The 22,575-nt window shown below is 66.4% G+C and carries 20 protein-coding genes and 1 rRNA gene; 5 read left to right on the top strand and 16 right to left on the bottom strand.

Features of this window, described 5'->3' with window-relative positions; genetic code table 11:
- Positions 1-25: 25 nt before the first annotated feature.
- Genes C0R07_RS10980 through C0R07_RS10960 form a run of 5 tightly spaced genes read right to left on the bottom strand, consistent with a single transcriptional unit; the run spans position 26 to position 4,375 of the window.
- Positions 26-856 (bottom strand): calcium-binding protein, encoded by an 831-nt coding sequence (locus C0R07_RS10980; protein WP_254427821.1) that lies wholly within the window; start codon positions 854-856, stop codon positions 26-28.
- Positions 857-916: 60 nt separating this feature from the next.
- Positions 917-1,810, bottom strand: a complete 894-nt coding sequence (cyoE, locus tag C0R07_RS10975) for a heme o synthase (RefSeq protein WP_046272851.1) — start codon at positions 1,808-1,810, stop codon at positions 917-919.
- Between the two features lie 4 nt (positions 1,811-1,814).
- On the bottom strand, positions 1,815-3,026 hold the full coding sequence (locus C0R07_RS10970) for a COX15/CtaA family protein (protein WP_102788908.1): 1,212 nt from the start codon (positions 3,024-3,026) through the stop codon (positions 1,815-1,817).
- A gap of 11 nt (positions 3,027-3,037) precedes the next feature.
- Entirely contained in the window at positions 3,038-3,613 is a 576-nt protein-coding gene (locus C0R07_RS10965) for a hypothetical protein (RefSeq protein WP_102788907.1), read from the bottom strand.
- 27 nt (positions 3,614-3,640) lie between these two features.
- Positions 3,641-4,375 (bottom strand): SURF1 family protein, encoded by a 735-nt coding sequence (locus tag C0R07_RS10960; protein WP_102788906.1) that lies wholly within the window; start codon positions 4,373-4,375, stop codon positions 3,641-3,643.
- A 57-nt stretch (positions 4,376-4,432) separates the two neighbouring features.
- Here C0R07_RS10960 and C0R07_RS10955 point away from each other — a divergent pair, with 57 nt between their 5' ends.
- Entirely contained in the window at positions 4,433-4,651 is a 219-nt protein-coding gene (locus C0R07_RS10955; protein WP_019185993.1) for a twin transmembrane helix small protein, read from the top strand.
- Positions 4,652-4,691: 40 nt separating this feature from the next.
- Here C0R07_RS10955 and C0R07_RS10950 read toward each other — a convergent pair whose 3' ends face one another.
- From C0R07_RS10950 to C0R07_RS10930, 6 genes are all read right to left on the bottom strand, one after another.
- Positions 4,692-5,567, bottom strand: coding sequence for a cytochrome c oxidase subunit 3 (locus C0R07_RS10950; RefSeq protein WP_019185994.1), 876 nt, complete (start codon positions 5,565-5,567; stop codon positions 4,692-4,694).
- Positions 5,568-5,587: 20 nt separating this feature from the next.
- Positions 5,588-6,178, bottom strand: a complete 591-nt coding sequence (locus C0R07_RS10945) for a cytochrome c oxidase assembly protein (RefSeq protein ID WP_019185995.1) — start codon at positions 6,176-6,178, stop codon at positions 5,588-5,590.
- Positions 6,175-6,309, bottom strand: a complete 135-nt coding sequence (locus C0R07_RS20225; RefSeq protein WP_261798216.1) for a hypothetical protein — start codon at positions 6,307-6,309, stop codon at positions 6,175-6,177. The genes C0R07_RS10945 and C0R07_RS20225 overlap by 4 nt, the downstream gene beginning before the upstream one ends.
- An 8-nt stretch (positions 6,310-6,317) precedes the next feature.
- The gene (ctaD, locus tag C0R07_RS10940) at positions 6,318-7,928 is read right to left on the bottom strand and encodes a cytochrome c oxidase subunit I (RefSeq protein ID WP_019185997.1); all 1,611 of its coding nucleotides are present in this window, start codon (positions 7,926-7,928) and stop codon (positions 6,318-6,320) included.
- Positions 7,929-7,992: 64 nt separating this feature from the next.
- Complete coding sequence (gene coxB / locus C0R07_RS10935; RefSeq protein WP_102788905.1) at positions 7,993-8,934, bottom strand: cytochrome c oxidase subunit II; 942 nt, start codon at positions 8,932-8,934, stop codon at positions 7,993-7,995.
- A gap of 11 nt (positions 8,935-8,945) precedes the next feature.
- Positions 8,946-9,422 (bottom strand): DUF2244 domain-containing protein, encoded by a 477-nt coding sequence (locus tag C0R07_RS10930; RefSeq protein WP_019185999.1) that lies wholly within the window; start codon positions 9,420-9,422, stop codon positions 8,946-8,948.
- 276 nt (positions 9,423-9,698) lie between these two features.
- Here C0R07_RS10930 and putA point away from each other — a divergent pair, with 276 nt between their 5' ends.
- Positions 9,699-12,938: a bifunctional proline dehydrogenase/L-glutamate gamma-semialdehyde dehydrogenase PutA gene (putA, locus tag C0R07_RS10925; RefSeq protein WP_070471545.1), complete on the top strand. Its 3,240-nt coding sequence runs from the start codon at positions 9,699-9,701 to the stop codon at positions 12,936-12,938.
- Between the two features lie 92 nt (positions 12,939-13,030).
- On the opposite strand, the gene C0R07_RS10920 is transcribed toward putA, so the two are convergent.
- Both C0R07_RS10920 and C0R07_RS10915 read right to left on the bottom strand, forming a co-directional pair.
- The gene (locus C0R07_RS10920; RefSeq protein WP_102788904.1) at positions 13,031-13,675 is read right to left on the bottom strand and encodes a hypothetical protein; all 645 of its coding nucleotides are present in this window, start codon (positions 13,673-13,675) and stop codon (positions 13,031-13,033) included.
- 184 nt (positions 13,676-13,859) lie between these two features.
- Entirely contained in the window at positions 13,860-15,203 is a 1,344-nt protein-coding gene (locus C0R07_RS10915; RefSeq protein ID WP_102788903.1) for an outer membrane protein transport protein, read from the bottom strand.
- Positions 15,204-15,429: 226 nt separating this feature from the next.
- On the opposite strand from C0R07_RS10915, the gene C0R07_RS10910 reads away from it, so the two are divergent.
- A complete protein-coding gene (locus C0R07_RS10910) occupies positions 15,430-16,122 on the top strand; it encodes a rhomboid family intramembrane serine protease (RefSeq protein ID WP_070471546.1) in 693 nt (230 codons plus the stop codon).
- Positions 16,123-16,278: 156 nt separating this feature from the next.
- Here C0R07_RS10910 and C0R07_RS10905 read toward each other — a convergent pair whose 3' ends face one another.
- Positions 16,279-17,799 (bottom strand): S41 family peptidase, encoded by a 1,521-nt coding sequence (locus C0R07_RS10905; protein ID WP_102788902.1) that lies wholly within the window; start codon positions 17,797-17,799, stop codon positions 16,279-16,281.
- Between the two features lie 127 nt (positions 17,800-17,926).
- The gene (locus C0R07_RS10900; protein ID WP_428991903.1) at positions 17,927-19,252 is read right to left on the bottom strand and encodes a murein hydrolase activator EnvC family protein; all 1,326 of its coding nucleotides are present in this window, start codon (positions 19,250-19,252) and stop codon (positions 17,927-17,929) included.
- Between the two features lie 97 nt (positions 19,253-19,349).
- Between C0R07_RS10900 and C0R07_RS10895 the strand changes: the two genes are divergently transcribed.
- Both C0R07_RS10895 and C0R07_RS10890 read left to right on the top strand, forming a co-directional pair.
- Positions 19,350-20,012, top strand: coding sequence for a hypothetical protein (locus tag C0R07_RS10895; RefSeq protein ID WP_046272917.1), 663 nt, complete (start codon positions 19,350-19,352; stop codon positions 20,010-20,012).
- Positions 20,013-20,066: 54 nt separating this feature from the next.
- Positions 20,067-21,797, top strand: coding sequence for a M28 family metallopeptidase (locus C0R07_RS10890; protein ID WP_102788900.1), 1,731 nt, complete (start codon positions 20,067-20,069; stop codon positions 21,795-21,797).
- A gap of 594 nt (positions 21,798-22,391) precedes the next feature.
- Here C0R07_RS10890 and rrf read toward each other — a convergent pair.
- Positions 22,392-22,506: ribosomal RNA gene (rrf, locus tag C0R07_RS10885) — 5S ribosomal RNA — on the bottom strand.
- Positions 22,507-22,575: the final 69 nt, after the last annotated feature.

Below are 22,575 nucleotides of genomic sequence, written 5' to 3'. Positions count from 1 at the left end.
CGTCACGCAGGCCGCAGAGCCAGCCCTAGGGCGCCGTCAACGTGCCGACGCTGAGTCCGGGCAGGAACACCACCAGATCGTACTGCCGATCCTGGTCGGTACTGAGTTCGGGATCACGTGATGCGCGCTCGATCAGCGGCAGCGCGCGGCAAGGCTGCACGCAGGCCCAGAAATGACCGCGCAACGCCTCCAGGCGCACGCTGTACAGCGGCAGATCCAGCAGGTGGGAGGCCATCGTGCGCTGCTGCATCTCCGGTGGCGCATCTGCGGGCGGGCTGCGCATCGCATGCACGTTGCCGGTCAGCACCAGCATCCGGGCGCCGAGCGGCAGCGCGTTGAACTGCTGGTGCAGATGCGTGGCCATGGCGGCGTCGCGCGCCTCGTTGCCGTTGGACGCTCCGCTCTCCACGTCATAGCCGGCGACGCCCACATTGCGTCCCTGCGCGCGCAGCGATCGAATGGATTCGATCAGGTCGAGCATGTCGCGGCTTCGCCGTCCGTCATGCTGGTTATCCTTGACGGACCAGAACGGGGTGGTCCGCAGTGCTTCACGCGCATCAGGATCACCGTTGGAGCGCAGGTAGCGCGCGAGCGCGACGTTCTCGCTCATCGGCATCTCCAGTCCCAGCTGAACCGCGGCGTTGTCGCGGCTGTACCGCTCCACCAGATCGGCCACGAGCCGCGGCGTTTCAGCGGTGCCGTGGTACTCGCCGAGGACGATCAGGCGCGCATCGCCTGCATGCTGGATGATCTGCGCAGCCGTGTCCTCCACTGGTGCTACCGGTGCCGGTGCCGCATTGGCCGCACCCAACGCCAACCCGATCACCCACCCTGCCATCCAACGCCATCGCTTCATACCGTCACTCCCTGTTCGGTAGAGAAGCAATGGCGACGGCGAATCACCGATTCAAGGCGGTTACTGCAACCAGGGCAGCATCCAGTGGTCCACCATCAGGAAGGCGAACAGCGCCATCAGGTAGACGATGGAGTAGCCGAACATCTTCATCGAGAAGATCTCATCCGGCGGATTCAGCATGCGCCAGGCGTACCAGAGGAAGACCGCGTTGAGCACGATCGCGCCGCCGAGATAGAACATGCCGCTCATGCCGAACACGACCGGCAGGATGCTGACGATGGCCAGGGCGATCGAATAGACCATGATCGACTTGCGGGTGTACGCCACGCCATGGGTCACCGGCAGCATCGGGATCTCCGCCTTGGCGTAATCCTCGCGACGGAAGATCGCCAGCGCCCAGAAGTGCGGTGGGGTCCAGATGAAGATGATCAGCACCAGCAGCGATGCGTAGGCCCAGTCCCACGGGCCCTGCATGCCGGTGATCGCGGCCCAGCCGAGCATCGGCGGGGTGGCGCCGGCAAGGCCACCGATGACGATGTTCTGCGAGGTCGCGCGCTTGAGGTACACGGTGTAGATCACCGCGTACCCGATCAGCGAGGCGAAGGTCAGTACCGCGGTGATGACGTTGACCCAGACCACCAGGATCGTCATCGACAGCGCGATCAGCAGGCCGGCGAACACCAGCACCTGCCACGGCTTGACCTTGCCCACCACCAGTGGGCGCCACGAGGTGCGCGCCATCTGTGCATCGATGCGCGCGTCCAGCAGCTGGTTGATCGCCGCGGCGGCCGAGGCCGCCAGCCAGATGCCAAGGAAGCCGAGCGCGCCGTCCAGCGCCTGTTGCGCGGTCGGCAGCCCGGGGATGGCCAGGAACATGCCCACCAGCGCGGTGAACACGATCAGGGCGACGACCTTGGGCTTGGTCAGATCCCAGTACTGACGATAGCTGGCCATGCCGTCAGCCCGCCTGCACGGCAGGGGAAGCAGCGCTGGCCTTGCCGCCCTCGGCATCCGGCGCGCGCAGGCGCGCCAGCAGCGTCACCAGCACGAACAGCAGCGCCACCGCGCCACCGCTGTGCGCGACGGCCACTTCCAGCGGCACCGCCAGCTTCACGTTGAGGATGCCCAGGGTGATCTGCAGCACCACCAGCAGGCCCAGTGCGGTCGCCCAGCCGCGCATGCTCGGCAGGCGGAACAGACGAACGGAGAGCCACAGCAGATAGACGGCGACCACGATCGCCATCACGCGGTGCGCCATCTGGATCGCGATGCGCGAAGCACCATCCAGCACGCCCCCTTCGTAATCCACGCCGATGCCACGCCACAGGGTGAAGCCTTCCTTGAAATCATGCGGCGGCCACCACTGGCTGACGCAGCGCGGGAAATTGTCCAGCGAGGCGCTGCCGCCACCGCAGGCGAGTGCGGCGTAGTTGGCGCTGACCCAGCCGCCGAGGGCGATCTGTGCGACCAGCACGGCCACGCCGACGCGGATCAGCCACTTCAGCTTCGGCGCTTCGGCCAGGGTGATCGGCATGTGCGTGGCGCGCCACGCCATCCACACCAGCAGGCCGAACATCAGCATGCCGCCGAGCAGATGGCCCATGACCACGATCGGCTTGAGCAGCCAGGTGACCGTCCACATGCCGAGCAGCGCCTGGAAGATCACCACCGCCAGCGTCAGCAACGCGGCGCGGGCCAGGTCGATGTTGGTCCAGCGCAACGCGGCGATCAGCAGGATCGCTTCGCCGATCAAGGCGATGATGCTCGCGGGAACGTGCATGCCCATCATGTACAGCGGTATCCCGGTCGCCACCAGCACACAGGCGGTGATCACCGCGGTGCTGCCCCAGCGACGGCGGCGCGTGGCCAGCAGTGCCAGGGTGAGGATCTCGATGCCCAGCGCGCCGGCCAGGAAGCGGTGCACCTGTTCGCGCCATGCCTTGTGCGTTTCCAGCGGACGGATCTTGGCGGCCTCGTGCCCGATCACTTCCTCGGCATGCTGCGGCCAGGTGACACGGCCATAGCAGGTCGGCCAGTCCGGGCAGCTCAGGCCGGCATCGGACAGGCGCACGAACGAACCGAACATGATCGTGCTGGCCGTCATGATCAGCGCAAACCACGCCAGACGGTGGAAATTGCGGTGCAGCACCGGGCGTGCGGAGAGGCTCATCTAAACGGAACTCACTTCAGTTTCAGCAGCGTGGCCAGGTCTTTGCGCAGACCGGCCATATCGAATCCCGGCGCGTACCGCATGATCACGAATCCGTTGGGATCGATCACATACACAGGCGTGCCGGCGGCGTCATCCACGGCGGGCAAAGCGGCACGCAGGTCCGGTTGGGCGCGCAGCGCGCGCAGTGCGGGCATGCCCTGGACCTCGGCCGGCGGCGTGCCCAGCCACAGGATCTCGACATTATCGGCGTTATGGCCGAACAGCTGCCACACCTTGCCCAATCCCTGCGACAAAGTGACGCACTCGCTGGTACAGCTGGCAGACGGGGCCACCAGAATCCGCCAGGTGCGATCGTTGGGGTTCCACGGGTACGGCTGACCATCGGCCAGGGTGGGCGGCAGCGCGCGCAGATCGGCCGGCGGCTGCAGCAGCTGCCCGGTATTGCGGTGCGAGGTCGGCTGCCAGCCGGAGAAGCGCAGCACGCCCGCCAGCGCCATGGCGCCGAAGAACACGCCGAACAACGCGATCAGGGTCCAGCGGCCGCGTGAACGGGACGGCAGCCGGGCCGGGGAAGTGGCATTCATGGGCGGCATTTTCTCATGTTGAGCCGGTCAGCGCCGGGGAGTGCCACGCCGGCGGCGATGGCGACGGAATTCCAGGACCAGCGCGACCACCAGCACGGTCAACGCCAGCCCGAACCATTGCACGGCGTAGCCCAGATGGCGACTGGGCGGCAGCGTATTGGGCAGCAGCTCCAGATCGCGCGGGTAACCGCCTGGCAGCGCCGGATCGAGCCGCAGCACGCGCGCGGCAAGGCTGCCCGTCGGCAGTGACAGCGCGCGGGCCATGTCGTCGGGTGGCATCCGGCTGGCCAGCCATACGTTCGCCTGTGGCGCGGGCGACAGCGCCGGCCCCAGGGCAAGACCGGTGGCCGGCGGCGGCGCCAGCAGGCCGCTGATGGCCGTGTGGTCGGTGCGCGGGGTGATCGGCGGGATCACACGATCCGGCGGCATCGGCAGCCAACCCAGGTCGACCAGCACGCGTGCGCCGTCATCGCTCTGGAACGGCTGATACACCTTGAGGCCGGCGCGGCCTTCGCGGGTCTGGTTGTCGAGCAGGATGGTGCCGGGCAGGAAGCGGCCGCGGTCTTCCACCCAGCGCAGCAGCAGCGGTGCGGCCAGCGCCTGGCGCAGGCTGAGCGACTGCGCACGGGCCGGCACCTGCTGGGCCAGCAACGCTTCTTTGTCGTGCATGCGCTGCAGTTGCCAGCGGCCCAACTGGCAGAACGCGAGGATGACGAGCACCGCGGCGATCCAGCCGATCAGGCGTGTGTGCTTGCGCATCATGACAACGCCGGCAAAACGCGGTGATATAGGCGCACCCGCCACGCCATCGAGCCGCGCATGAATGATTCGTTGAAGACCCTGCTGGTAATCGCGTTTCTGATCGTCATCGTCTGGAATCTGGGCGCCGGGCTGTATTACCTGCTGGTCGATCGCGGCCAGACCAAGCGCACCGTCAATGCCCTCACCCGCCGCATCGCGGTGTCGGTGGCGCTGATCGTGCTGGTGGTCATCGGCATCTACAGCGGTTGGATCAAGCCCCACGGCATCGGCGGCTGAAGCCGCACCGGCGTCGATGCGGCAGGACGTCGCACCGACGCTACAGCACGTAGACGAACAGGAACAGCATCAGCCACACCACGTCGACGAAGTGCCAGTACCACGCGGCGGCTTCGAAACCGAAATGGTTGTCGCGGGTGAAATGCCCCTTCGAGGAACGCAGCCACATCACCGCCAACATGATCGTGCCGAGCAGCACGTGCACGCCGTGGAAGCCGGTGAGCATGAAGAACGTCGAGCCGTAGATGCCCGAGCCCAACGTGAGATTGAGTTCCTTGTAGGCGTGGATGTACTCCTCCGCCTGCAGGGTGAGGAAGCCCAGGCCGAGCAGCACGGTGATGCCCAGCCAGACCAGCAGCTGGCGCCGATGCCCAGCCTTGAGCGCGTGGTGCGCGATGGTCAGGGTGACACCGGAGGTCAGCAGGATCAGCGTGTTGATCAGCGGCAGGCCCCAGGCCGGAATGGTCTGGAAATGCCCGCCGATGGCCCCGGGGCCGTTGGTCGGCCACGCCGCCGAGTAGCCATCCCACAGCAACTCATTGGTCATCACCCCATCGCCTGCGCCGCCCAGCCACGGCAGGCCCAGGTTGCGGGTATAGAACAGCGCGCCGAAAAATGCGCCGAAGAACATCACCTCCGAGAAGATGAACCACACCATCCCCATCCGGAACGAGCCGTCGACCTGGCGGTTGTAGCTGCCGGCCTGCGATTCGCGCACCACGTCGCTGAACCACCAGAACAGGGTCAGCACCAGCATCGCGATGCCCGCGTAGAAGGTCCACTTGCCCCAGCTGGAATCATTGAGCCAGCTGGCCACGCCGACCATCGTCACCATCATCGCGATGGAACCGATGAACGGCCATTTGCTGTGCGTGGGCACGAAGTACACGTTCGCATCGGGGCTTTGCTGGGCCATGGTCTTGGGTCCGGTCCGGATCAGGGAGCTGCACGCGCGCCGGTCGGCAGGCTGGCCGGGGCCAACTGCGCGGACAAAGCGTCGTTCTTGTAGAAGGTGTAGGACAGGGTGATCGTGGTGATGTTGGCCGGCAGGTCGGGATCGACGATGAAGCGCACCGGCATGTCGCGTTTCTCACCGGCCTGTAGGGTCTGCGCGGTGAAGCAGAAACACTCGGTCTTGCTGAAGTAGCCCGACGCCTTGGCCGGGGCCACCGACGGCACCGCGCTGCCGACCAGCGCGCGATCGCTGTCATTGCGCGCGTAATACAGCGCTTCGTTGAGCTCGCCGGGCACCACGTCCATCGTCAGCTGTTCGGGATGGAACGCCCACGGCAGCTTGGAATTCACACCGCCATCGAACTCCACCCGCACCGTGCGCTTGCCGGTGGCGGCCGCCGTACCCGCCGCCGCGCCCGGGCCACGTTCCAGGCGCACGCCGAACACCTTCTCGCAGGCGATGCGGTACAGCGGCACCAGCGAGAAGGTCAGCACGAACACCGCCAGGGCTACCCCGATCAGGCGGGGCAGGCCCGCATGCCGTGCGGGCGGAGCCGGGCGCGGATCGCTCATCGCCCGATCACCCCGCTGAGGATGAAGCCGGCATAGACCATCAGCGCGACGATCCCGACCGCCCACGCGGTGCGGTGCGCGCGGCGGCGTTGCAGGGCCTGCTCATCGGGGGTGCGGAGCGTACTGGTCATGAGCGGCCTCAATGGGTGATGTCGTCATGCGCCAGATCACCCGGACGGATGGTCGGCGGCGTGGTGAACGTATGCGCCGGTGCGGGCGACGGGATCGTCCACTCCAGGCCACGTGCGCCTTCCCAGCAGCGATCGGCGGCCTTCGCGCCGTGGCGCAGGGAGTGCCACAGGATCGCGGCCATCATGAAGGGCGTGACGAACATGCCGAACGCACCGATCGAACTGATCAGGTTCCAGTCGGCGAAGGCCACGCTGTAATCCGGAATACGCCGCGGCATGCCGGCCAGGCCGAGGAAGTGCTGCGGGAAGAACAGCAGGTTCACGAACACGATCGACCACCAGAAGTGCACCTTGGCCCAGGTTTCGCTGTACATGCGCCCGGTCCACTTGGGCCACCAGTAGTACACCGCGGCGATCAACCCGAACACCGCGCCGGTGACCAGCACGTAGTGGAAGTGCGCGACCACGAAATAGGTGTCGTGGTACTGGAAGTCGGCCACCACGATCGCCAGCATCAGGCCGGAGAAGCCACCGATGGTGAACAGGATGACGAAGGCCACCGCCCACAGCATTGGCGCTTCGAAAGTGAGCGAGCCACGCCACATCGTGCTGACCCAGTTGAACACCTTCACCCCGGTCGGGATGGAGATGAGCATCGTGGCGAACATGAAGTAGATTTCGCCGCCCAGCGGCATGCCCACGGTGAACATGTGGTGGGCCCAGACGATGAAGGACAGGAAGGCGATCGCGGCGATCGCGTAGACCATGGCCTGGTAACCGAACAGCGGCTTTCGGCTGAAGGTGGGGATGATCTCGCTGACCACGCCGAACGCCGGCAGGATCATGATGTAGACCTCCGGGTGCCCGAAGAACCAGAAGATGTGCTGGTACATCACCGGGTCACCGCCACCGGCGGCGTTGAAGAAGCTGGTGCCGAAGAACTTGTCGGTGAGCAGCATCGTCACCGCGCCGGCGAGCACCGGCATCACCGCGATCAGCAGGAACGCGGTGATCAGCCAGGCCCAGCAGAAGATCGGCATCTTCAGCAGATCGATGCCGGGGGCGCGCATGTTGAGCACGGTGGCGATGATGTTGATCGCGCCCATGATCGAGCTGATGCCGGCCACGTGGATGGCGAACACGCTGAAGGCGACGTTGTAGCCGCCCTGCAGCGACAGCGGCGGATACAACGTCCAGCCACCGGCCGGTGCGCCGCCGGGCAGGAACAGGGTCAGCAGCAGCAGGCTGAAGGCCACCGGCAGCAGCCAGAACGACCAGTTGTTCATGCGCGGCAGCGCCATGTCCGGCGCGCCGATCTGCAGCGGGATCATCCAGTTGGCCAGGCCGACGAAGGCCGGCATCACGCCACCGAAGATCATCACCAGCGCATGCACGGTGGTCATCTGGTTGAAGAACTCGGGCTTGACGAACTGCAGGCCCGGTTGCGCCAGCTCAGCGCGGATGATCACGCTCATCGCCGCACCGATGATGAACATGATGAAGCTGAAAAGCAGGTAGAGCGTGCCGATGTCCTTGTGGTTGGTCGAGAAGAACCAACGCTCGAAGAACCCCTGCTGATGCCCGTGATGCCCGTCGTGGTCAACTGCGGAATGCGCCATCGCAACTACACCTCACTGTATCCGGTGGTACCCGCATCCGCCGGCTGGCGGACGCGGCTCGATTTCAGGCGTTGCTGTCTGTTGCTGCCGCGGCCGGCTCGCTGGCCGGTGACGGAGTGGTCTCGGCCGGGACGGCCGGCGCCGGTGCCGGTGCCGGGGCAGCCTCCGGTGCAGGGGCCGGCGCAGGCTTCTTGGAGGCGAGCCATTTCTGGTAATCCTCCTTGGAGACCGCCTCGACCACGATCGGCATGAAGCCGTGATCCTTGCCACACAGTTCGGCGCACTGACCGCGGTACACGCCGGGCTGCTCGATGTTGGTCCAGGCCTCGTTGATGAAGCCGGGAATCGCATCCTGCTTCCAGCCCAGCGCCGGCACCCACCATGCATGGATGACGTCGTCGGAGGTGATTACGAAGCGCACCTTGGTATCGACCGGCAGTACCAGGCGGTTGTCGACATCCAGCAGGTAATGCGGATGGCTGTCGCGGGTCGGCACCACGCCACTCTGGCGGACACGGTCGGACTCACGGTCCAGGCGGCTGGTGAAGCTGACGTTCTCGCCGAGGTATTCGTACTTCCACATCCACTGATATCCGGTGACCTTGACGGTCATTTCCGAATCGCGGGTGTCGTAGAACTTGATCAGATTGGCCGTGGCCGGCCAGGCCATCACCACCAGGATGATCACCGGGATCACGGTCCAGATGACCTCGGCCTTGGTGTTATGGCTGAAGGTGGCGGCGACCGCGCCCTTGGATTTGCGGAACTTGAAGATCGCGTAGAACAGCGCGCCGAATACCAGCACCCCGATCACGGTACAGACCCACAGCGAAAACAGGTTGGACTCCCACGCCAACCGCGAGCTCTGGGTCACCCCCTTGCCCATGTTCAATTGCCACGGTTTGGGGTCGGCCGCCTGGGCCCACGCCATGGCCGGCGCCAGCAGCGCGGCCCCGCTCAACACTGACTTCCCGAACGTCCTGCCCCACTTTCTGCATTGCTTCATTGCCTAGACCCTTAGCGTCGTCGGTTGCGGCCGTCAGTGGCCGCGAGCAAGCCTTCTAGTTTCTGAGCCAGTACCTGGCGTTCGGCCGGTGCGAGGAAGCTCCCCACGTCCACCTGCCTACCGCTGGATGCCAGCCGGACTCTGCGTTCGTCGGCGATCAGCCTCACCCAGTGCGGGTGGGCGCTGAACACCGGCGAATGCCCGGGTGCGGGAATCACTTCCACGCACGCCGGCACTACCCGGATCTCTTCCTGCCGTTCTCCACTGCGCCAAACCGTGCGCAGCGCCACTGCCAGCAACACGCTGTACAGCAGAGCAAACACGGGGGCGAATACGTTGCCGGTGAACCAGCCCAGGCCGGCCGCCAGCCACATCACCCCCGCCAACACTGCAAACAACAGGACGAACTGCCGGGCATCGAGCGCCCGTGGGGGACGCAGCCGCAGTTGCGTCCCTGATCCGTCCGGAGCGATGAGCACCTCGATCATGTCGCAACCGCGTTTTTCCTGCCGCGGGAAACGTCTCGATGGTAGCCCCGCTCTCCAGCGAGTAGCAAGGGTCCATTCACAGTTTCAGGAATGTTGCAACACAGCATCGTCTGCGGCGGCCGTTTTGACGAAATCGGCACAATAAATACCAGCCGGGTCGAATCCGCCGAATCCCCCTGTATGAAAGGCTATGCGCCGCATGGGCGCAGCCACGGAAAGCACTTGACTCCCCCAAAAAACGATTAAAATGGTCAAGTTCTCCACGAGCCGACCGGCATGACTGCATCCTCTGTCCTTCCCCCTGCCCCGGCATCGTCCGGCGCCGCCCGCCCGCCGCTGCTCTCTCCTGAGCTGCCAGCCGTTCCCAACGCGTTCCGCCAGGCGATCACCGATGCCTGGTTGAAGGACGAGGCCACCCATGTGCGCGAGCTGCTGGAGCAGGCGCGCCTGCCCGCCGCCGAACAGGCCAGGGTGCAGGCCACCGCCGCCGACCTGGTCAAGCGGGTGCGCGTGCGTGCCCAGGACCAGGGCGCGATCGAAGCCTTCATGCGCCAGTACGATCTGGGCAGCGAGGAAGGCGTGCTGCTGATGTGCGTGGCCGAAGCGTTGCTGCGCATTCCGGACCAGGAGACGGCCGACAAGCTGATCCGCGACAAGCTCGGCGACGCGGACTGGAAGAAGCACATGGGCGGCAGCGACTCGGTGCTGGTCAACGCCTCCACCTGGGGCCTGATGCTGACCGGCCGCCTGGTCCAGATCAACGATGCCACCCGCGCCGATGTGCCGGGCGCGTTCAAGCGCCTGATCGGTCGCGTGGGTGAGCCGGTGATCCGCCTGGCAGTGCGCCAGGCGATGAAGATCATGGGCCACCAGTTCGTCATGGGCCGCACCATCGACGAAGCGCTGTCGCGCTCGCACAAGGGCGACAACGCCAGCTACCGCTATTCGTTCGACATGCTCGGCGAAGGCGCGCTGACCATGAAGGACGCCAAGCGTTACCTGGAGGATTACCGTCGCGCGATCCACTCGATCGGCGGTGACCACAAGGCCCGCGGCGGCCGCCCGGACGGCGATGTCAATTCGGCACCGGGCATCTCGATCAAGCTCTCCGCGCTGTACCCGCGCTACGAGCATGCCAAGCGCGCACGCGTGATGGCCGACCTGGTGCCGGGCGTACTGGAACTGGCTCAGCTGGCCAAGTCCTACGGCATCGGCTGCACCGTCGATGCCGAAGAGACCGACCGCCTGGAGCTGTCGCTGGACATCATCGAGACGGTGGTCAGCGATGCCTCGCTCGCCGGCTGGGAAGGCTTCGGCGTGGTCGTGCAGTCGTACCAGAAGCGCACGCCGTACACGATCGACTACCTGGCCGATCTGGCCCGCCGCATCGGTCGTCGCCTGCAGGTGCGCCTGGTCAAGGGCGCGTACTGGGATGCGGAAATCAAGCGTGCACAGATCGAGGGCCTGCCGGCGTACCCGGTGTTCACCCGCAAGCAGAACACCGACGTGTCCTACCTGGCCTGCGCCAAGCGTCTGTTCACGCACAGCGATGCGATCTACCCGATGTTCGCCACGCACAACGCGCACACCATCGCCGCGGTGCGGGCGATCGCCAAGGGCGGCCAGTACGAGCACCAGAAACTGCACGGCATGGGCGATGACCTGTATGCCGAAGTGGTGCCGGCCGATCGCCTGAACGTGCCGTGCCGCGTGTATGCGCCGGTGGGTTCGCATGAAGACCTGCTGCCGTACCTGGTGCGTCGCCTGCTCGAGAACGGCGCCAACTCCAGCTTCGTCAACCGCATCACCGACGAGAACGTGGCCATCGACGACCTGATCCGCGATCCGGTCGAGGTGGTCTCCTCGTTCGCGTCCATCCCGCATCCGAAAATCCCGCTGCCGGTCGATCTGCTGCGCAGCCAGAACCATGACAGGAAGAACTCCATGGGCGTCAATCTCGCCAACGACAACGATCTGCGCGCCCTGGCCGAGCAGCTCAACGCGGCCGTGCCCGCGCCGGGTAAGAGCGGGTGGCATGCCGCGCCGCTGGTGCCCGGTGCCAACCCGAGCGCTGCGCTGTTGAACGTGACCAACCCGGCCGACACCCGCCAGGTCGTCGGCCAGTGGCAGCCGGCCGACAGTGCCACCGTGGAGAAGGCCCTGGCCAACGCCGTGGCCGCGCAGCCGGCCTGGAACCGCACCCCGGCCGCCAGCCGCGCCGCGATCCTGGAACACGCGGCGGACCAGCTCGAAGCGCGCCTGCCGGAGTTCATGGCACTGTGCGTCAAGGAAGCTGGCAAGAGCCTGCCCGACGGTATTGCCGAAGTGCGCGAAGCGGTCGACTTCCTGCGCTATTACGCCAAGCAGGCACGCGAGCAGTTCGGCCATGCCGAAAAGCTGCCGAGCCCGACCGGTGAATCCAACGAACTGCAGCTGCATGGCCGCGGTGTGTTCGTCTGCATCAGCCCGTGGAACTTCCCGCTGGCGATTTTCCTGGGCCAGGTCAGCGCCGCGCTCGCCGCCGGCAACAGCGTGATCGCCAAGCCGGCCGAACAGACCAACCTGATCGGCTACTACGCGGTGAAGCTGCTGCTCGACGCCGGCGTGCCCGAAGGCGTTGTGCAGTTCCTGCCGGGCGACGGTGCGACCGTCGGCGCTGCCCTGACCGCCGACCCGCGCGTGGCCGGCGTGGCCTTCACCGGCTCGACCGATACCGCCCGTGCGATCAACCGTGCGATGGCCGCGCGCGACGCCGCGATCGGTGTGCTGATCGCCGAAACCGGCGGCCAGAACGCCTTCATCGCCGACTCCTCGGCGCTGCCGGAACAGCTGGTCAAGGACGCGATCGGGTCGGCCTTCACCTCGGCCGGCCAGCGCTGCTCGGCCGCGCGCGTGCTGTTCGTGCAGGACGACATTGCCGACAAGGTGATGACCATGCTGTCCGGCGCGATGGCCGAGCTGAAGGTCGGTGACCCGGGCCTGCTCTCCACGGACGTCGGCCCGGTGATCGATGCCGATGCCCTGCAGATCCTCAAGGACCATGCCGTGCGCATGGAGAAGGAAGCGCGCCTGATCGCCGCCGCCTCGCTGAGCGACGAAGCGGCACACGGCACCTTCTTCGCACCGCGTGCTTACGAGCTGAAGAACCTGGATCAGCTGCACAGGGAAATCTTCGGACCGGTGCTGCACGTGATCCGCTGGAAGGGCGACCAGCTCGATGCGGTGATCGACCAGATCAACGCCACCGGCTACGGCCTCACCCTGGGCGTGCATTCGCGCATCGATGAAACCGTGGACCGCATTTCCTCGCGCATCAACGTGGGCAACGTGTACGTCAACCGCAACCAGATCGGCGCGGTGGTCGGCGTGCAGCCGTTCGGCGGCCAGGGCCTGTCGGGCACCGGCCCGAAAGCCGGCGGTCCGCACTACCTGCTGCGCTTCGCCACCGAAAAGACCGTCACCGTCAACACCACGGCGGCCGGCGGCAATGCCTCGCTGCTGACCCTGGGCGACTGATTCCCGGCGTCCCGTGTGGAACGAAAAACCCCGCGAAAGCGGGGTTTTTTGTGGCCTGGAAGCTGGCACAGATTGCCGGCCAGCGGCCGGCACTACTGCTCGATGGACTCGATCTCATCGCGCATCAGCAGTTCGCTGCCCATGTAGCGCTCGAACTTGATGCGGCCGAAGCCGGCGGCGTACCACGCCTCGATACGGTTGTCTTCGAAGGTCGCCGTGACATGGCAGGTATCCTTGAAGGTCCGCGGCTGGTCGCCGACTTCCGTCTCCAGATCTTCGACGCCGACGAAGGTGTAATCGGAGAAGCCGTCGTAGTCGATCGGCTCGACCGTCTCGTCGACATGGTTTGTGCGCTCGCCCTTGCCGTTGACCTCGAACCGATCGCCTGGCTTGGCGCTCTGCGGGAACGTCGGCGCAGGCTTGAAGATGTCGGTCATCACCGGCCTGGACGCGTCGCCACCCCAGGCGGAAATGCCCAGGCGCTCCTGGCCGAGAAGCTGGCGCCCGCTGGCGTCGTAATAGCTGGCCGTGCCAACCCCACCACCGGCGCTGCTCACCTTGATCGCCTCCTGCCCGGCGAACGTGGCCTTCTCGATGGTCAGCGTTTCATCGCTGCTGGACCACGACAGGCCCGGGGTCAAGGTAAAACAGGCGGCGAACTCCGGCGCGGCGATAGCGGGCAGCGAGAGACCAGCCAGGCCAAGAGCAAGCGTGGAGCGCAGCAGCAGAGACGACATATACAGATCCTTGTCAGTAGGCACGGGACGGCAGGGGCGCAGTCCGGGCGGGGATTGTACGTCGTGATCGCGGATCCCACCGTGCTGCGGCAGCCGATCCGCAAGCGCCTCAACGCGACCAACAAAAAACCCCGCTTTCGCGGGGTTTTCTGCTGCTGCGTTCAACCGTTCAGTGCTGCGTCGATCAGAACTTGTAGTTGAACGACGCGGCCAGCACGTCGCCACGGACCTTGTACTTGCCGTTGAGCGAGTTGCCCTGGTTGTTGGTGGTGCCACCGATGATCACGTCCGGATCCTTGGTGAACAGGTGGGTGTAACCGAAGTTGTATTCGGTGTTCGCCGACGGGGTCCAGCCCACGCCCAGCGACAGCCACTTGCGGCTGGTATCGGGCACGCGCACGTCGCGGTGAGCGTTGGTGGTCGGGGTCTGGTCCAGCGCGATACCGCCACGCAGGGTCACCGTGTCGCTCAGCTTGTAATCGGTACCCAGCGAGACGAAGGTCGTATCGCGGTAGCCGAACTCCAGCACCGAATCAGGCTGCGCCGACGCGAAGTCGATGGTGACCTGGTCGAACGCGGTCGACCAGGCAGTGCGGGTGACATCACCCATCACGGTCCAGCGGTCGTTGACGTTGTGGGTGACGCTCAGGGTGGCCGAGGCCGGCAGGGTCAGCGTGGCCTTGCCCGAGGTGCTCACGAAGCGGCCCGGCTGGGCGACGGCCAGCACGGCAGCAGCGTTCTGCGGCACATCGAAGGTGGCATCACCGCCGGTGATCTTGTGCTCGACCGTGGAACGGTAGCTGATGCCGATGTGGGTGTTCTCATCGGGGCTGAACAAGCCACCGACGGTCCAGCCCACGGCATTGTTGTCACCTTCCACGGTCAACTTGCCGTCGGCGCTGCCCGGGGCGAAGCCCGGCACGCGCGACTGCGCCAGCGCGGTGCCGAAGTCGATCTGGTTGCTCAGCTCGATGGTCAGGTGCTCGACGAACACGGACGCACCGAAGGACACGTACGGGTTGACGTCATACGAAGCCGCGAAGCCCAGGTCGATGGCCTTCATGTCGGTCTTCAGGCCGCTGTAACGGCCGACCCAGCCATTGTCGTAATCGGTCTTGAAGCCGAACGGGGCGGTCAGCGAGACGCCGAAGTGGGCCTTTTCGCCGATCGGCATATGGAAGTAGGCGGCCGGAACCGGGGCGATCATGCCGGCGTCGCCGCCGTCACCGCCGGTCTGCGGCTGGCCGGTCGGCTTGCGGCCGGTGCCCTTGAACTTGGCCGAGAAGCTGATGGCGCTCAGGTCGCCCTGGACCTGCATGCCTTCGAGCTGGCGCATGCCGGCCGGGTTGACGGCCATGATCGAGGCGTCGCCGGCGGCGCTGCCGGAACCGGCGAAGGCGCGGCCGAGGCCCTTGGCGCTGTTTTCCTTCAGCTGGAAGGCGGCAGCGTGGACGTGGCCCACGGCCAGGACACCGGCAATGCCGACGGCCAGGGCGGTGACGCGGGCAAGAGTGGAAGCGGTATGCATTGTTGGTTCTCTCCGGAAAGCGGTGATGTTGGCAACGCGCGCCTGCGCCGCCCCTCCCCTTGATGGGTCAGGACAACGCGCCGGATTCCCCTCCCGACATACGACGCCGTATGCGAGTATACCGAGAGCGGTTAATGAAACAATAACGTGCGTCGCCCTTGTGGCTATTCATGCTGAACACGACATATCCCCGTCAGGTCAGCCTCCGCGCTAGGCTAGTGCCCGCATGTTCGTGTCGACCCCCTCCCGCAAGAAAGCCGCCTACCGCTGGGCCACCCCCGTGCTGTTCGCGGCGCTGTGGGTCGCGTTCCTGTGGTCGATCTCCCGGCCGGACGACGCCCGGCGCAGCCTGTGGATGGACTGGGGCGCGCTTTCCACCGGCCTGACCCACCCGCTGGACTGGTGGGCGACCCTGCAGGACGGCAGCGTGCTGCGGCTGTTCACCGCGCTGTTCCTGCATGCGGACTGGTCGCACCTGCTGGGCAACCTGGTGTTCCTGCTGATCTTCGGGCTGCCGGCCGAGCGCGTGCTGGGCCCATGGCGGCTGATGCTGCTGTTCCTGGTCGGCGGGGCGATTTCGAATCTGACCGCGATCTACACCATGGGCAGCCCGGACCAGATCATCATCGGGGCCAGCGGCGCGGTGTCGGCCCTGATCGGCGCCTATCTGGCGCTGTTCCCGGGCGCGCGGCTGGGCGTGGTGATTCCGCTGGGCCTGTTCCTGGAATTCGTGCGTGCGCCGGCCTATCTGCTGATCGGTGTCTGGGCGGCGCTGCAGGTGGTCTTCGCCTACATCGGCCCGACCTTCGGCATGGTCGCCTGGTGGGCGCACATCGCCGGCTTTGTGTTCGGGCTCGGCTATGGCGTGTATGTGCGTGCAGCGATCGCGCGGCGGCTGCGCAAGCGGCATGGGTTTTGAGGGCATGACCGGAAGCGGGTCGGCCGACAGATCGGCCAACGGGTAGTGCCGGCCGCTGGCCGGCTCCACGCAGGGTTGGATTCGAGCAGAGCCGGCCAGCGGCCGGCACTACCTGGTGGGCTTCATGCAGAGCCGGCCAGCGGCCGGCACTACCGATCAGGGCTTGATCGGTGCCGTCGAGGCCGGGGCTTCCGGCTTGGCCGGTGCAGGCGTAGCCGGTGCAGCCGCAGGCTGTTCGGCCGGCTTGGTCTCTGCCGGCTTGGTCTCTGCAGGTTTCGTTTCTGCCGGCTTGACCGTTGCATCGGCAGGCTTTGCCACCGCTGCCCCTGCCGGCTTTGCCGCCGGCTTCTTCGCCGCCTCCGCCTTCTGCCTGGCCAGCACCGAACCCGGTTGCTTCAACTCGGCCAGGGCATCGTTGATCGGGCCATCGCCCGGCAGCACGTCACCGGCCTTGTAGCCTTCGGTGCCTTCTTCGTCACCGCGCAGGTGCCCGGGCAGCGTGGCTTCGCTGTAGTCGGTCAGGCTGGCCGGCAGGTCGTCATCGCCAGCACGCTTTTCCGGCTGCAGCAGCACATCGGGAATGATGCCGGTGGCCTGGATCGACTTGCCGCTCGGCGTGAAATACCGCGCGGTGGTGAGTTTCACCGAGTCCCCGTTGTCCAGCGGCAGTACGGTCTGCACCGAGCCCTTGCCGAAGGTGCGGCTGCCGACCACGCGCGCGCGGCCGTTGTCGCGCAGGGCGCCGGCCAGCACCTCGGAGGCACTGGCCGAGCCGGCGTCGGCCAGCACCACGACCGGCGCGCCCTTGAGCAGATCGCCCGGCGTTGCATCGAAACGGGCATCGCTGATCGAGATGCGGCCACGGGTACTGACGATGTTGCCCTTCTCGAGCAGGTCGTCGGCTACCTGCACCGCGGCGGTCAGCAGGCCACCCGGGTTGCTGCGCAGGTCCAGCACCAGCCCCTTGAGCTTGCCACCAGCCTGCTGCTGCAGCTGGGCAACGTGCTTCTGGAAATCGGCACCGGTGTCGGCCTGGAAGGTGCTCAGGCGGATGTAGCCGTAACCGGGTTCAAGCATCCGGCTGCGCACGCTGGTCACGCGGATGGTCTCGCGGGTGACGCTGACATCGAACGGCTTGGGCTTGCCTTCGCGCACCAGGGTCAGCACGACCTTGGTGCCGGCCACGCCGCGCAGCGGCTCGGTAGCCTCGATCGCACTGATCGGCTTGCCGTCGATGGCGATGATCAGGTCGCCAGCAAGGATGCCCGCGCGTGCGGCCGGGGTATCGTCGATCGGCGAGATCACTTTCAGGCTGCTGTTGTCGGGCTGCTGCTGCAGCTCCACGCCGATGCCGTCGTAGGCGCCGTTGGCCTGCTCATCGAAGGCTTCGGCGTCTTCCTTGTCGAAATAGGTGCTGTGCGGATCCAGATCCAGCAGCAGGCCACGGATGGCGGACTGCATGAGCTTCTTGTCATCGACCGGGTCGACGTAGGCGGCGCGCACCGCGTTGTACACGGCCACATAGCGGCGGATCTCTTCCAACGGAACCCGTGAGGTCACCGCTTCTTCCGTGGTGGCCGCATCGGCCCCGCGTGCCGGCGCTTCGGCGGTCTGCTGCGCCCAGGACACCGCGGGCAACAGGGCCAGCAGCAAGGTGGCGGAACGGGCTACGCGCATGAAGCACTCCAGGATGAGCGGGGGACGGTTGAGCCACGCACCGGGGTGCGTCGCCCGATTATGCGCGAAGCGACGATAAATTCCCGTTGAACCCCGCCCCTGGCGGTGCGCTGCTGTTGTGCGCGGTTTATCGCCGCTGCAGCCAGCTGCCGGGGTCGACCGGCTGGCCATTGCGGCGCAGCTCGAAGTACAGCGCGGTCACGCCCTGCCCACCCGAGTTGCCGACCTTGGCCACGGCCTCACCCTTCTTCACCGTGGCGCCGGCATCGCGCAGCAGGGTGTCGTTGTGGGCGTACAGGCTCATGTAGCCGTTGCCGTGGTCGACGATCAGGATCATGCCGTAGCCGGTCATCCAGTCGGAGAACACCACGGTGCCATCGGCGACGGCGGTGATCGTGCTGCCCGCTGGCGCACCGATCAGCACGCCGCTGCTGGTGCGGCCATCGGGCAGCTTGCCGCCATAGCGGGCGAGCAGATTGCCGGACAACGGCCAGCCCAGGCCGCCCACCTTCGGGGCCGGTGCGGAAGCGACCGCAGGGGGCGTCTTGGTCGCCCGCGGCGGCGGCCGCGTGCCACTGGCGGCAGCAGCGCGATCAGCCTTCTCCGCAGCGGCTTTTTCCGCAGCGGCCCGGCGCGCGGCAGCGCGACGTTCCGCCTCGGCACGTGCAGCGGCGGCACGCAGATTCGCGAGCAGCGTTTCCAGTGCCTTGGCGTCCTGGCCCAGCGCCTTCTCACGCTCGCTGCGGTCCTTGTAGCGCTCATCCAGCGTGGCAACCGTGGCCGCCCGCTCGCGGCGGTCATCGGCCAACGTGGCCACCTGCTGTTTCTGCTGTTGGCGGGTGCCTTCCAGCGCCTTGCGCCGTTCGACGATCTCCGTCTCCACGCGCTGCAGTTCGGTGAGGTCGGCCGTCAGCGACTGGATCCGCTGCGCGCGCTCGCGCTGCAGGTAGCGGTGGTAGGCCAGGCTGCGGTTCGCATCGGCAACACGGTCCTGCGACAGCAGCAGCTTCAGCGGTGCGTTGTTGCCGATGCGATAGGCCGCGCGCAGCAGCGAGGCCAGCTCCGTGCGCTGCTGTTCCAGCCCGGCCTGCAGCGCATCGCGCTTGGCCTGCAGTTCGTTCATGGCGCGGGTTTCGCGCTGCAGCGCGGTTTCGGTCTGGGCCAGTACGCGCCCGGTGCGGGCCACCTTCTCATCGGCTTCGCGCAGCTGGCGTGATGCCTGCCCACGCTGGCCTTCCAGCGTCCGCCGTTCCTGGGCCACGCCCTTGAGCTCGCTGCGCAGCTTCTGCAGCTTGCGCTCGGCCTCCTTGGACGACTGCGCGGCCAGCGGGCTGGCGCCGAGCACGGCCACTGCCAGCGCGAGGGCACGCAACGCCGGGCTCAGCCACTGCGTGCGACCGCGTCCATCGGTCGGATTGTTATCCCGGCGTGAGGAAAAGGCGTTGTGGCGCAAGGGCTTTCCAGTGACTTCAGGCAGATGCGGATTGCAACGATGCATGGTGACATTCCTGCAGGCGGCCTGCCAGCCGCGCTCCACCATCGAGGTTCCCATGAAACGCTCCCTGCTCCCGCTGCTGCTGGCCCTGACGCTGCCCTGTGCGCCGGCCTTGGCAAGCGACAACATCAGCAAGGTCAACGGCAGCATCTCCGCCGAAGCCGGTCAGACCTACGGCAATCTGGAGACCGTCAACGGCGGCATCAAGGTCGCCGAAGGCGCTGTGACGGGTCGTATCGAAACCGTCAACGGCGGCATCCGCGTGGCTGATCGCGCGCGCACCGGGGGTATATCCACGGTTAATGGCAGCGTGCGGGTCGGACGCGAAGTGATTGCCAGCGGCGGCGTGGACACCGTCAACGGCGGCATCTTCCTGGACCGTGGCACCCAGATCGACGGCAGCCTTGAAACCGTCAACGGCAGCATCGGCCTGGTCGAAACGCGCGTGGCGCGCGGCATCGAGACCGTCAACGGAGACATCACCGTTGGCGTGGGCTCGCAGGTGGAGGGCGGGATCGAGGTCAAGAAACCGAACTTCAACCTGTCGCTGACGCCCGGCCGCAAGCCGCGCGTGATCATCGGCCCGAACGCGTCGGTCAACGGACCGCTGCAGTTCGAGCGCGAGGTCACCCTGTACGTGCACCGCACGGCCCGCGTCGGACCGGTCAGTGGCGCGGTGGCTGTTCCCTTCGATACCGACACCGCACCGCAGGATTGATATTGTGGCTGCTGGTGCCGCGCGCACCCGCCTTTCCCGTTCCAGGAACCGATGATGCCCCGCAAACTTCTGTTGTGCCTTGCCGCTGCCGCTGCGTTGACCGCGTGCAAGGGCGAATCCACCGCGCCCACCGCAGCGCCCGCCACCGACGCGGCGCCCACCGCACCGGGCCACGCGTTCTCGCCCGAGATCAACGCCGACGACTTCGCCGAGCTGGTCAAGACCCTGGCCTCGGATGAGTTCGAAGGCCGTTCGCCGGGCAGCAAGGGCGAAGAATTGACCGTCAATTACATCCGCGACCAGATGCAGCGCATCGGCCTGCAGCCGGGCAACGGCGACAGCTGGTTCCAGGACGTGGCGATGACCGAGACCACCGCCGACGAATCGACCGTGCTCAAGCTGGACCAGGCGGGCAAAACCCGCGAGCTGACGTTCGGCACCGACATGGTGATCGGCACCCGCAGCGGCCAGCCGGAGGTGAAGGTCCAGGACAGCGATCTGGTCTTCGTCGGCTACGGCGTGGACGCACCGGAGCAGAAGTGGAACGACTATGCCGGCCAGGACTGGAAGGGCAAGACGGTCGTGATGTTCGTCAACGACCCCGGCTTCCACGTCAACGACGAGAAGCTGTTCGACGGCAAGCGCATGACCTACTACGGGCGCTGGACGTACAAATTCGAAGAGGCCGCGCGCAAGGGTGCCGCCGCCGCACTGATCGTGCACGACACCGCCGGTGCGTCGTACGGCTGGGATGTGGTCAAGAACTCGTGGGCCGGCCCGCAGTACGACCTGCCGGCCAAGGATGATCCGGAAGCGCGCCTGCCCGCACAGGGCTGGTTGAGCGCCGAGGCCGCGCGTCAGCTGTTCGCCGAGGCCGGCCTGGACCTGGACAAGGCCTACAAGGATGCCAGCAAGCGCGGCTTCAAGCCGGTCCCGCTGAAGGCCAAGGTCTCCTTCGACCTGAAGAGCACCATCGCCGAGAAGAAGTCGCGCAACGTGGTCGGCGTCCTGCCCGGCAGCAAGCGCGCCGACGAGGCCGTGCTGTACATGGCGCACTGGGATCACCTGGGCAAGCACGAGGGTGAGCAGGGCGACAACATCTACAACGGTGCCGTCGACAACGCGACCGGCGTGGCCGGCATCCTGGAAGTCGCTGACGCGATGGTCCACCAGCAGCCGGCACCGGAGCGTTCGGTGGTGTTCCTGGCGGTGACGCTGGAAGAGTCCGGCCTGCTGGGCTCGAAGTACTACGTCAGCCACCCGACCTTCCCGCTGGACAAGATCGCCGGCGTGATCAACATCGATGCGATGTCGGTGGCCGGCCGCGCCAAGGACATGACCGTGACCGGTTTCGGCAGTTCCGAGCTGGAGGACATTCTCAAGCCGCTGGCGGCCAATCAGGGGCGCACCCTGCGCGGCGAGACCGCGGTGCAGAGCGGCTTCTACTTCCGTTCGGATCACTTCAACTTCGCCAAGGCCGGTGTGCCGGCGCTGTATGCCGACGGTGGTGAGGATCTGCGCGAGGGCGGTGTCGAGGCTGGCCGCAAGGCGGCCGAAGACTACGGCAGCCACCGTTACCACGGCCCCAAGGATGAGTTCGATCCGGCCACCTGGAAGCTGGACGGCACGGTCGAGGACCTGCAGCTGCTGTACGGGGTTGGCAAGGAACTGGCCGGCGGCGATCGTTGGCCGAACTGGTACGAAGGCAATCCGTTCAAGGCGGCACGCGATGCGATGATGAAGGGCAAGGGCGCTGAGGCGCCGGCCGCGGAGTCTGCGCGCTGAGCGGTCGTTCTAGCTGATGTGATCTCTGTTTCATGAAAACGGCGCCTTTCGGGGCGCCGTTTTTTTTGCGGCGGCGGCTGGGTTGGTCGGGCGTTGGGACGCGATACCCTTGCCGGCGAATGTCCCCCGGGGTCGGCCTGTGGCCGCCCCCTCCTCCTTGATTTCGCCCACAAGGGCATCGCGACCCACGTGTGGAGACCACTGGCGCCGCCCAGCAGCAGCGCGACAGCGAGTGCCGGGATTGATCTGGTCAGTCCGCACACAGCACGCGAAGCCTCGTAGCGGCCGGTAGGCGCCTGGGCAAAATCAAGGAGGAGGGCGTCGTCGTCAGGCGGCGGCCGGGGGACATTTGCCGAGGGGCCTGCCGGTCGCTACGGGGGCCTTACGCTCGCGGAAGATGCGAGCGGAGACGCCACCATTCCCAAAACGCAGAACTGCCCAGCGAGACCCGCCGCACTACTGCTCAGCGAGACCCGCCGCACTGGCTGCATGACCGTGCTCATCTGCTGTGGCACGTGAAATGAGGCGCTCCCATCCGTTGGGAGAAGGACAAAAAAAACCCCGCTGCGTGAGCAGCGGGGTTTTGGGTGTAAACCCTGGCGATGACCTACTCTCGCATGGCTTAGGCCACACTACCATCGGCGCAGCTGCGTTTCACTTCCGAGTTCGGGATGGGATCGGGTGGTGCCACAGCGCTAATTTCACCAGGGAGACGGTTGGAGCAGCGCGTTGCGCCGGCTCAGCAGAGGTCTCTTCCGAGAAACAGATACCTGCAAAA

The organism is Stenotrophomonas bentonitica (assembly GCF_002887735.1).
Classification (GTDB): Bacteria; Pseudomonadota; Gammaproteobacteria; order Xanthomonadales; family Xanthomonadaceae; genus Stenotrophomonas; species Stenotrophomonas bentonitica_A.
This window is presented reverse-complemented; position numbering and strand designations above follow the sequence as displayed.

Bases quoted from the DNA above. Each gene is read 5' to 3' on its own strand.
- putA (WP_070471545.1), top strand. From the start codon at position 9,699: ATGACTGCATCCTCTGTCCTTCCCCCTGCCCCGGCATCGTCCGGCGCC.
- C0R07_RS20225 (WP_261798216.1), bottom strand. From the start codon at position 6,309: ATGACCAGTACGCTCCGCACCCCCGATGAGCAGGCCCTGCAACGCCGC.
- C0R07_RS10930 (WP_019185999.1), bottom strand. From the start codon at position 9,422: ATGATCGAGGTGCTCATCGCTCCGGACGGATCAGGGACGCAACTGCGG.
- C0R07_RS10960 (WP_102788906.1), bottom strand. From the start codon at position 4,375: ATGATGCGCAAGCACACACGCCTGATCGGCTGGATCGCCGCGGTGCTC.
- C0R07_RS10915 (WP_102788903.1), bottom strand. From the start codon at position 15,203: ATGCATACCGCTTCCACTCTTGCCCGCGTCACCGCCCTGGCCGTCGGC.
- C0R07_RS10945 (WP_019185995.1), bottom strand. From the start codon at position 6,178: ATGAGCGATCCGCGCCCGGCTCCGCCCGCACGGCATGCGGGCCTGCCC.
- C0R07_RS10890 (WP_102788900.1), top strand. From the start codon at position 20,067: ATGCCCCGCAAACTTCTGTTGTGCCTTGCCGCTGCCGCTGCGTTGACC.
- C0R07_RS10980 (WP_254427821.1), bottom strand. From the start codon at position 856: ATGAAGCGATGGCGTTGGATGGCAGGGTGGGTGATCGGGTTGGCGTTG.
- C0R07_RS10950 (WP_019185994.1), bottom strand. From the start codon at position 5,567: ATGGCCCAGCAAAGCCCCGATGCGAACGTGTACTTCGTGCCCACGCAC.
- ctaD (WP_019185997.1), bottom strand. From the start codon at position 7,928: ATGGCGCATTCCGCAGTTGACCACGACGGGCATCACGGGCATCAGCAG.
- C0R07_RS10905 (WP_102788902.1), bottom strand. From the start codon at position 17,799: ATGCGCGTAGCCCGTTCCGCCACCTTGCTGCTGGCCCTGTTGCCCGCG.
- C0R07_RS10920 (WP_102788904.1), bottom strand. From the start codon at position 13,675: ATGTCGTCTCTGCTGCTGCGCTCCACGCTTGCTCTTGGCCTGGCTGGT.
- C0R07_RS10910 (WP_070471546.1), top strand. From the start codon at position 15,430: ATGTTCGTGTCGACCCCCTCCCGCAAGAAAGCCGCCTACCGCTGGGCC.
- C0R07_RS10955 (WP_019185993.1), top strand. From the start codon at position 4,433: ATGAATGATTCGTTGAAGACCCTGCTGGTAATCGCGTTTCTGATCGTC.
- C0R07_RS10895 (WP_046272917.1), top strand. From the start codon at position 19,350: ATGAAACGCTCCCTGCTCCCGCTGCTGCTGGCCCTGACGCTGCCCTGT.
- C0R07_RS10965 (WP_102788907.1), bottom strand. From the start codon at position 3,613: ATGAATGCCACTTCCCCGGCCCGGCTGCCGTCCCGTTCACGCGGCCGC.
- coxB (WP_102788905.1), bottom strand. From the start codon at position 8,934: ATGAAGCAATGCAGAAAGTGGGGCAGGACGTTCGGGAAGTCAGTGTTG.
- C0R07_RS10970 (WP_102788908.1), bottom strand. From the start codon at position 3,026: ATGAGCCTCTCCGCACGCCCGGTGCTGCACCGCAATTTCCACCGTCTG.
- cyoE (WP_046272851.1), bottom strand. From the start codon at position 1,810: ATGGCCAGCTATCGTCAGTACTGGGATCTGACCAAGCCCAAGGTCGTC.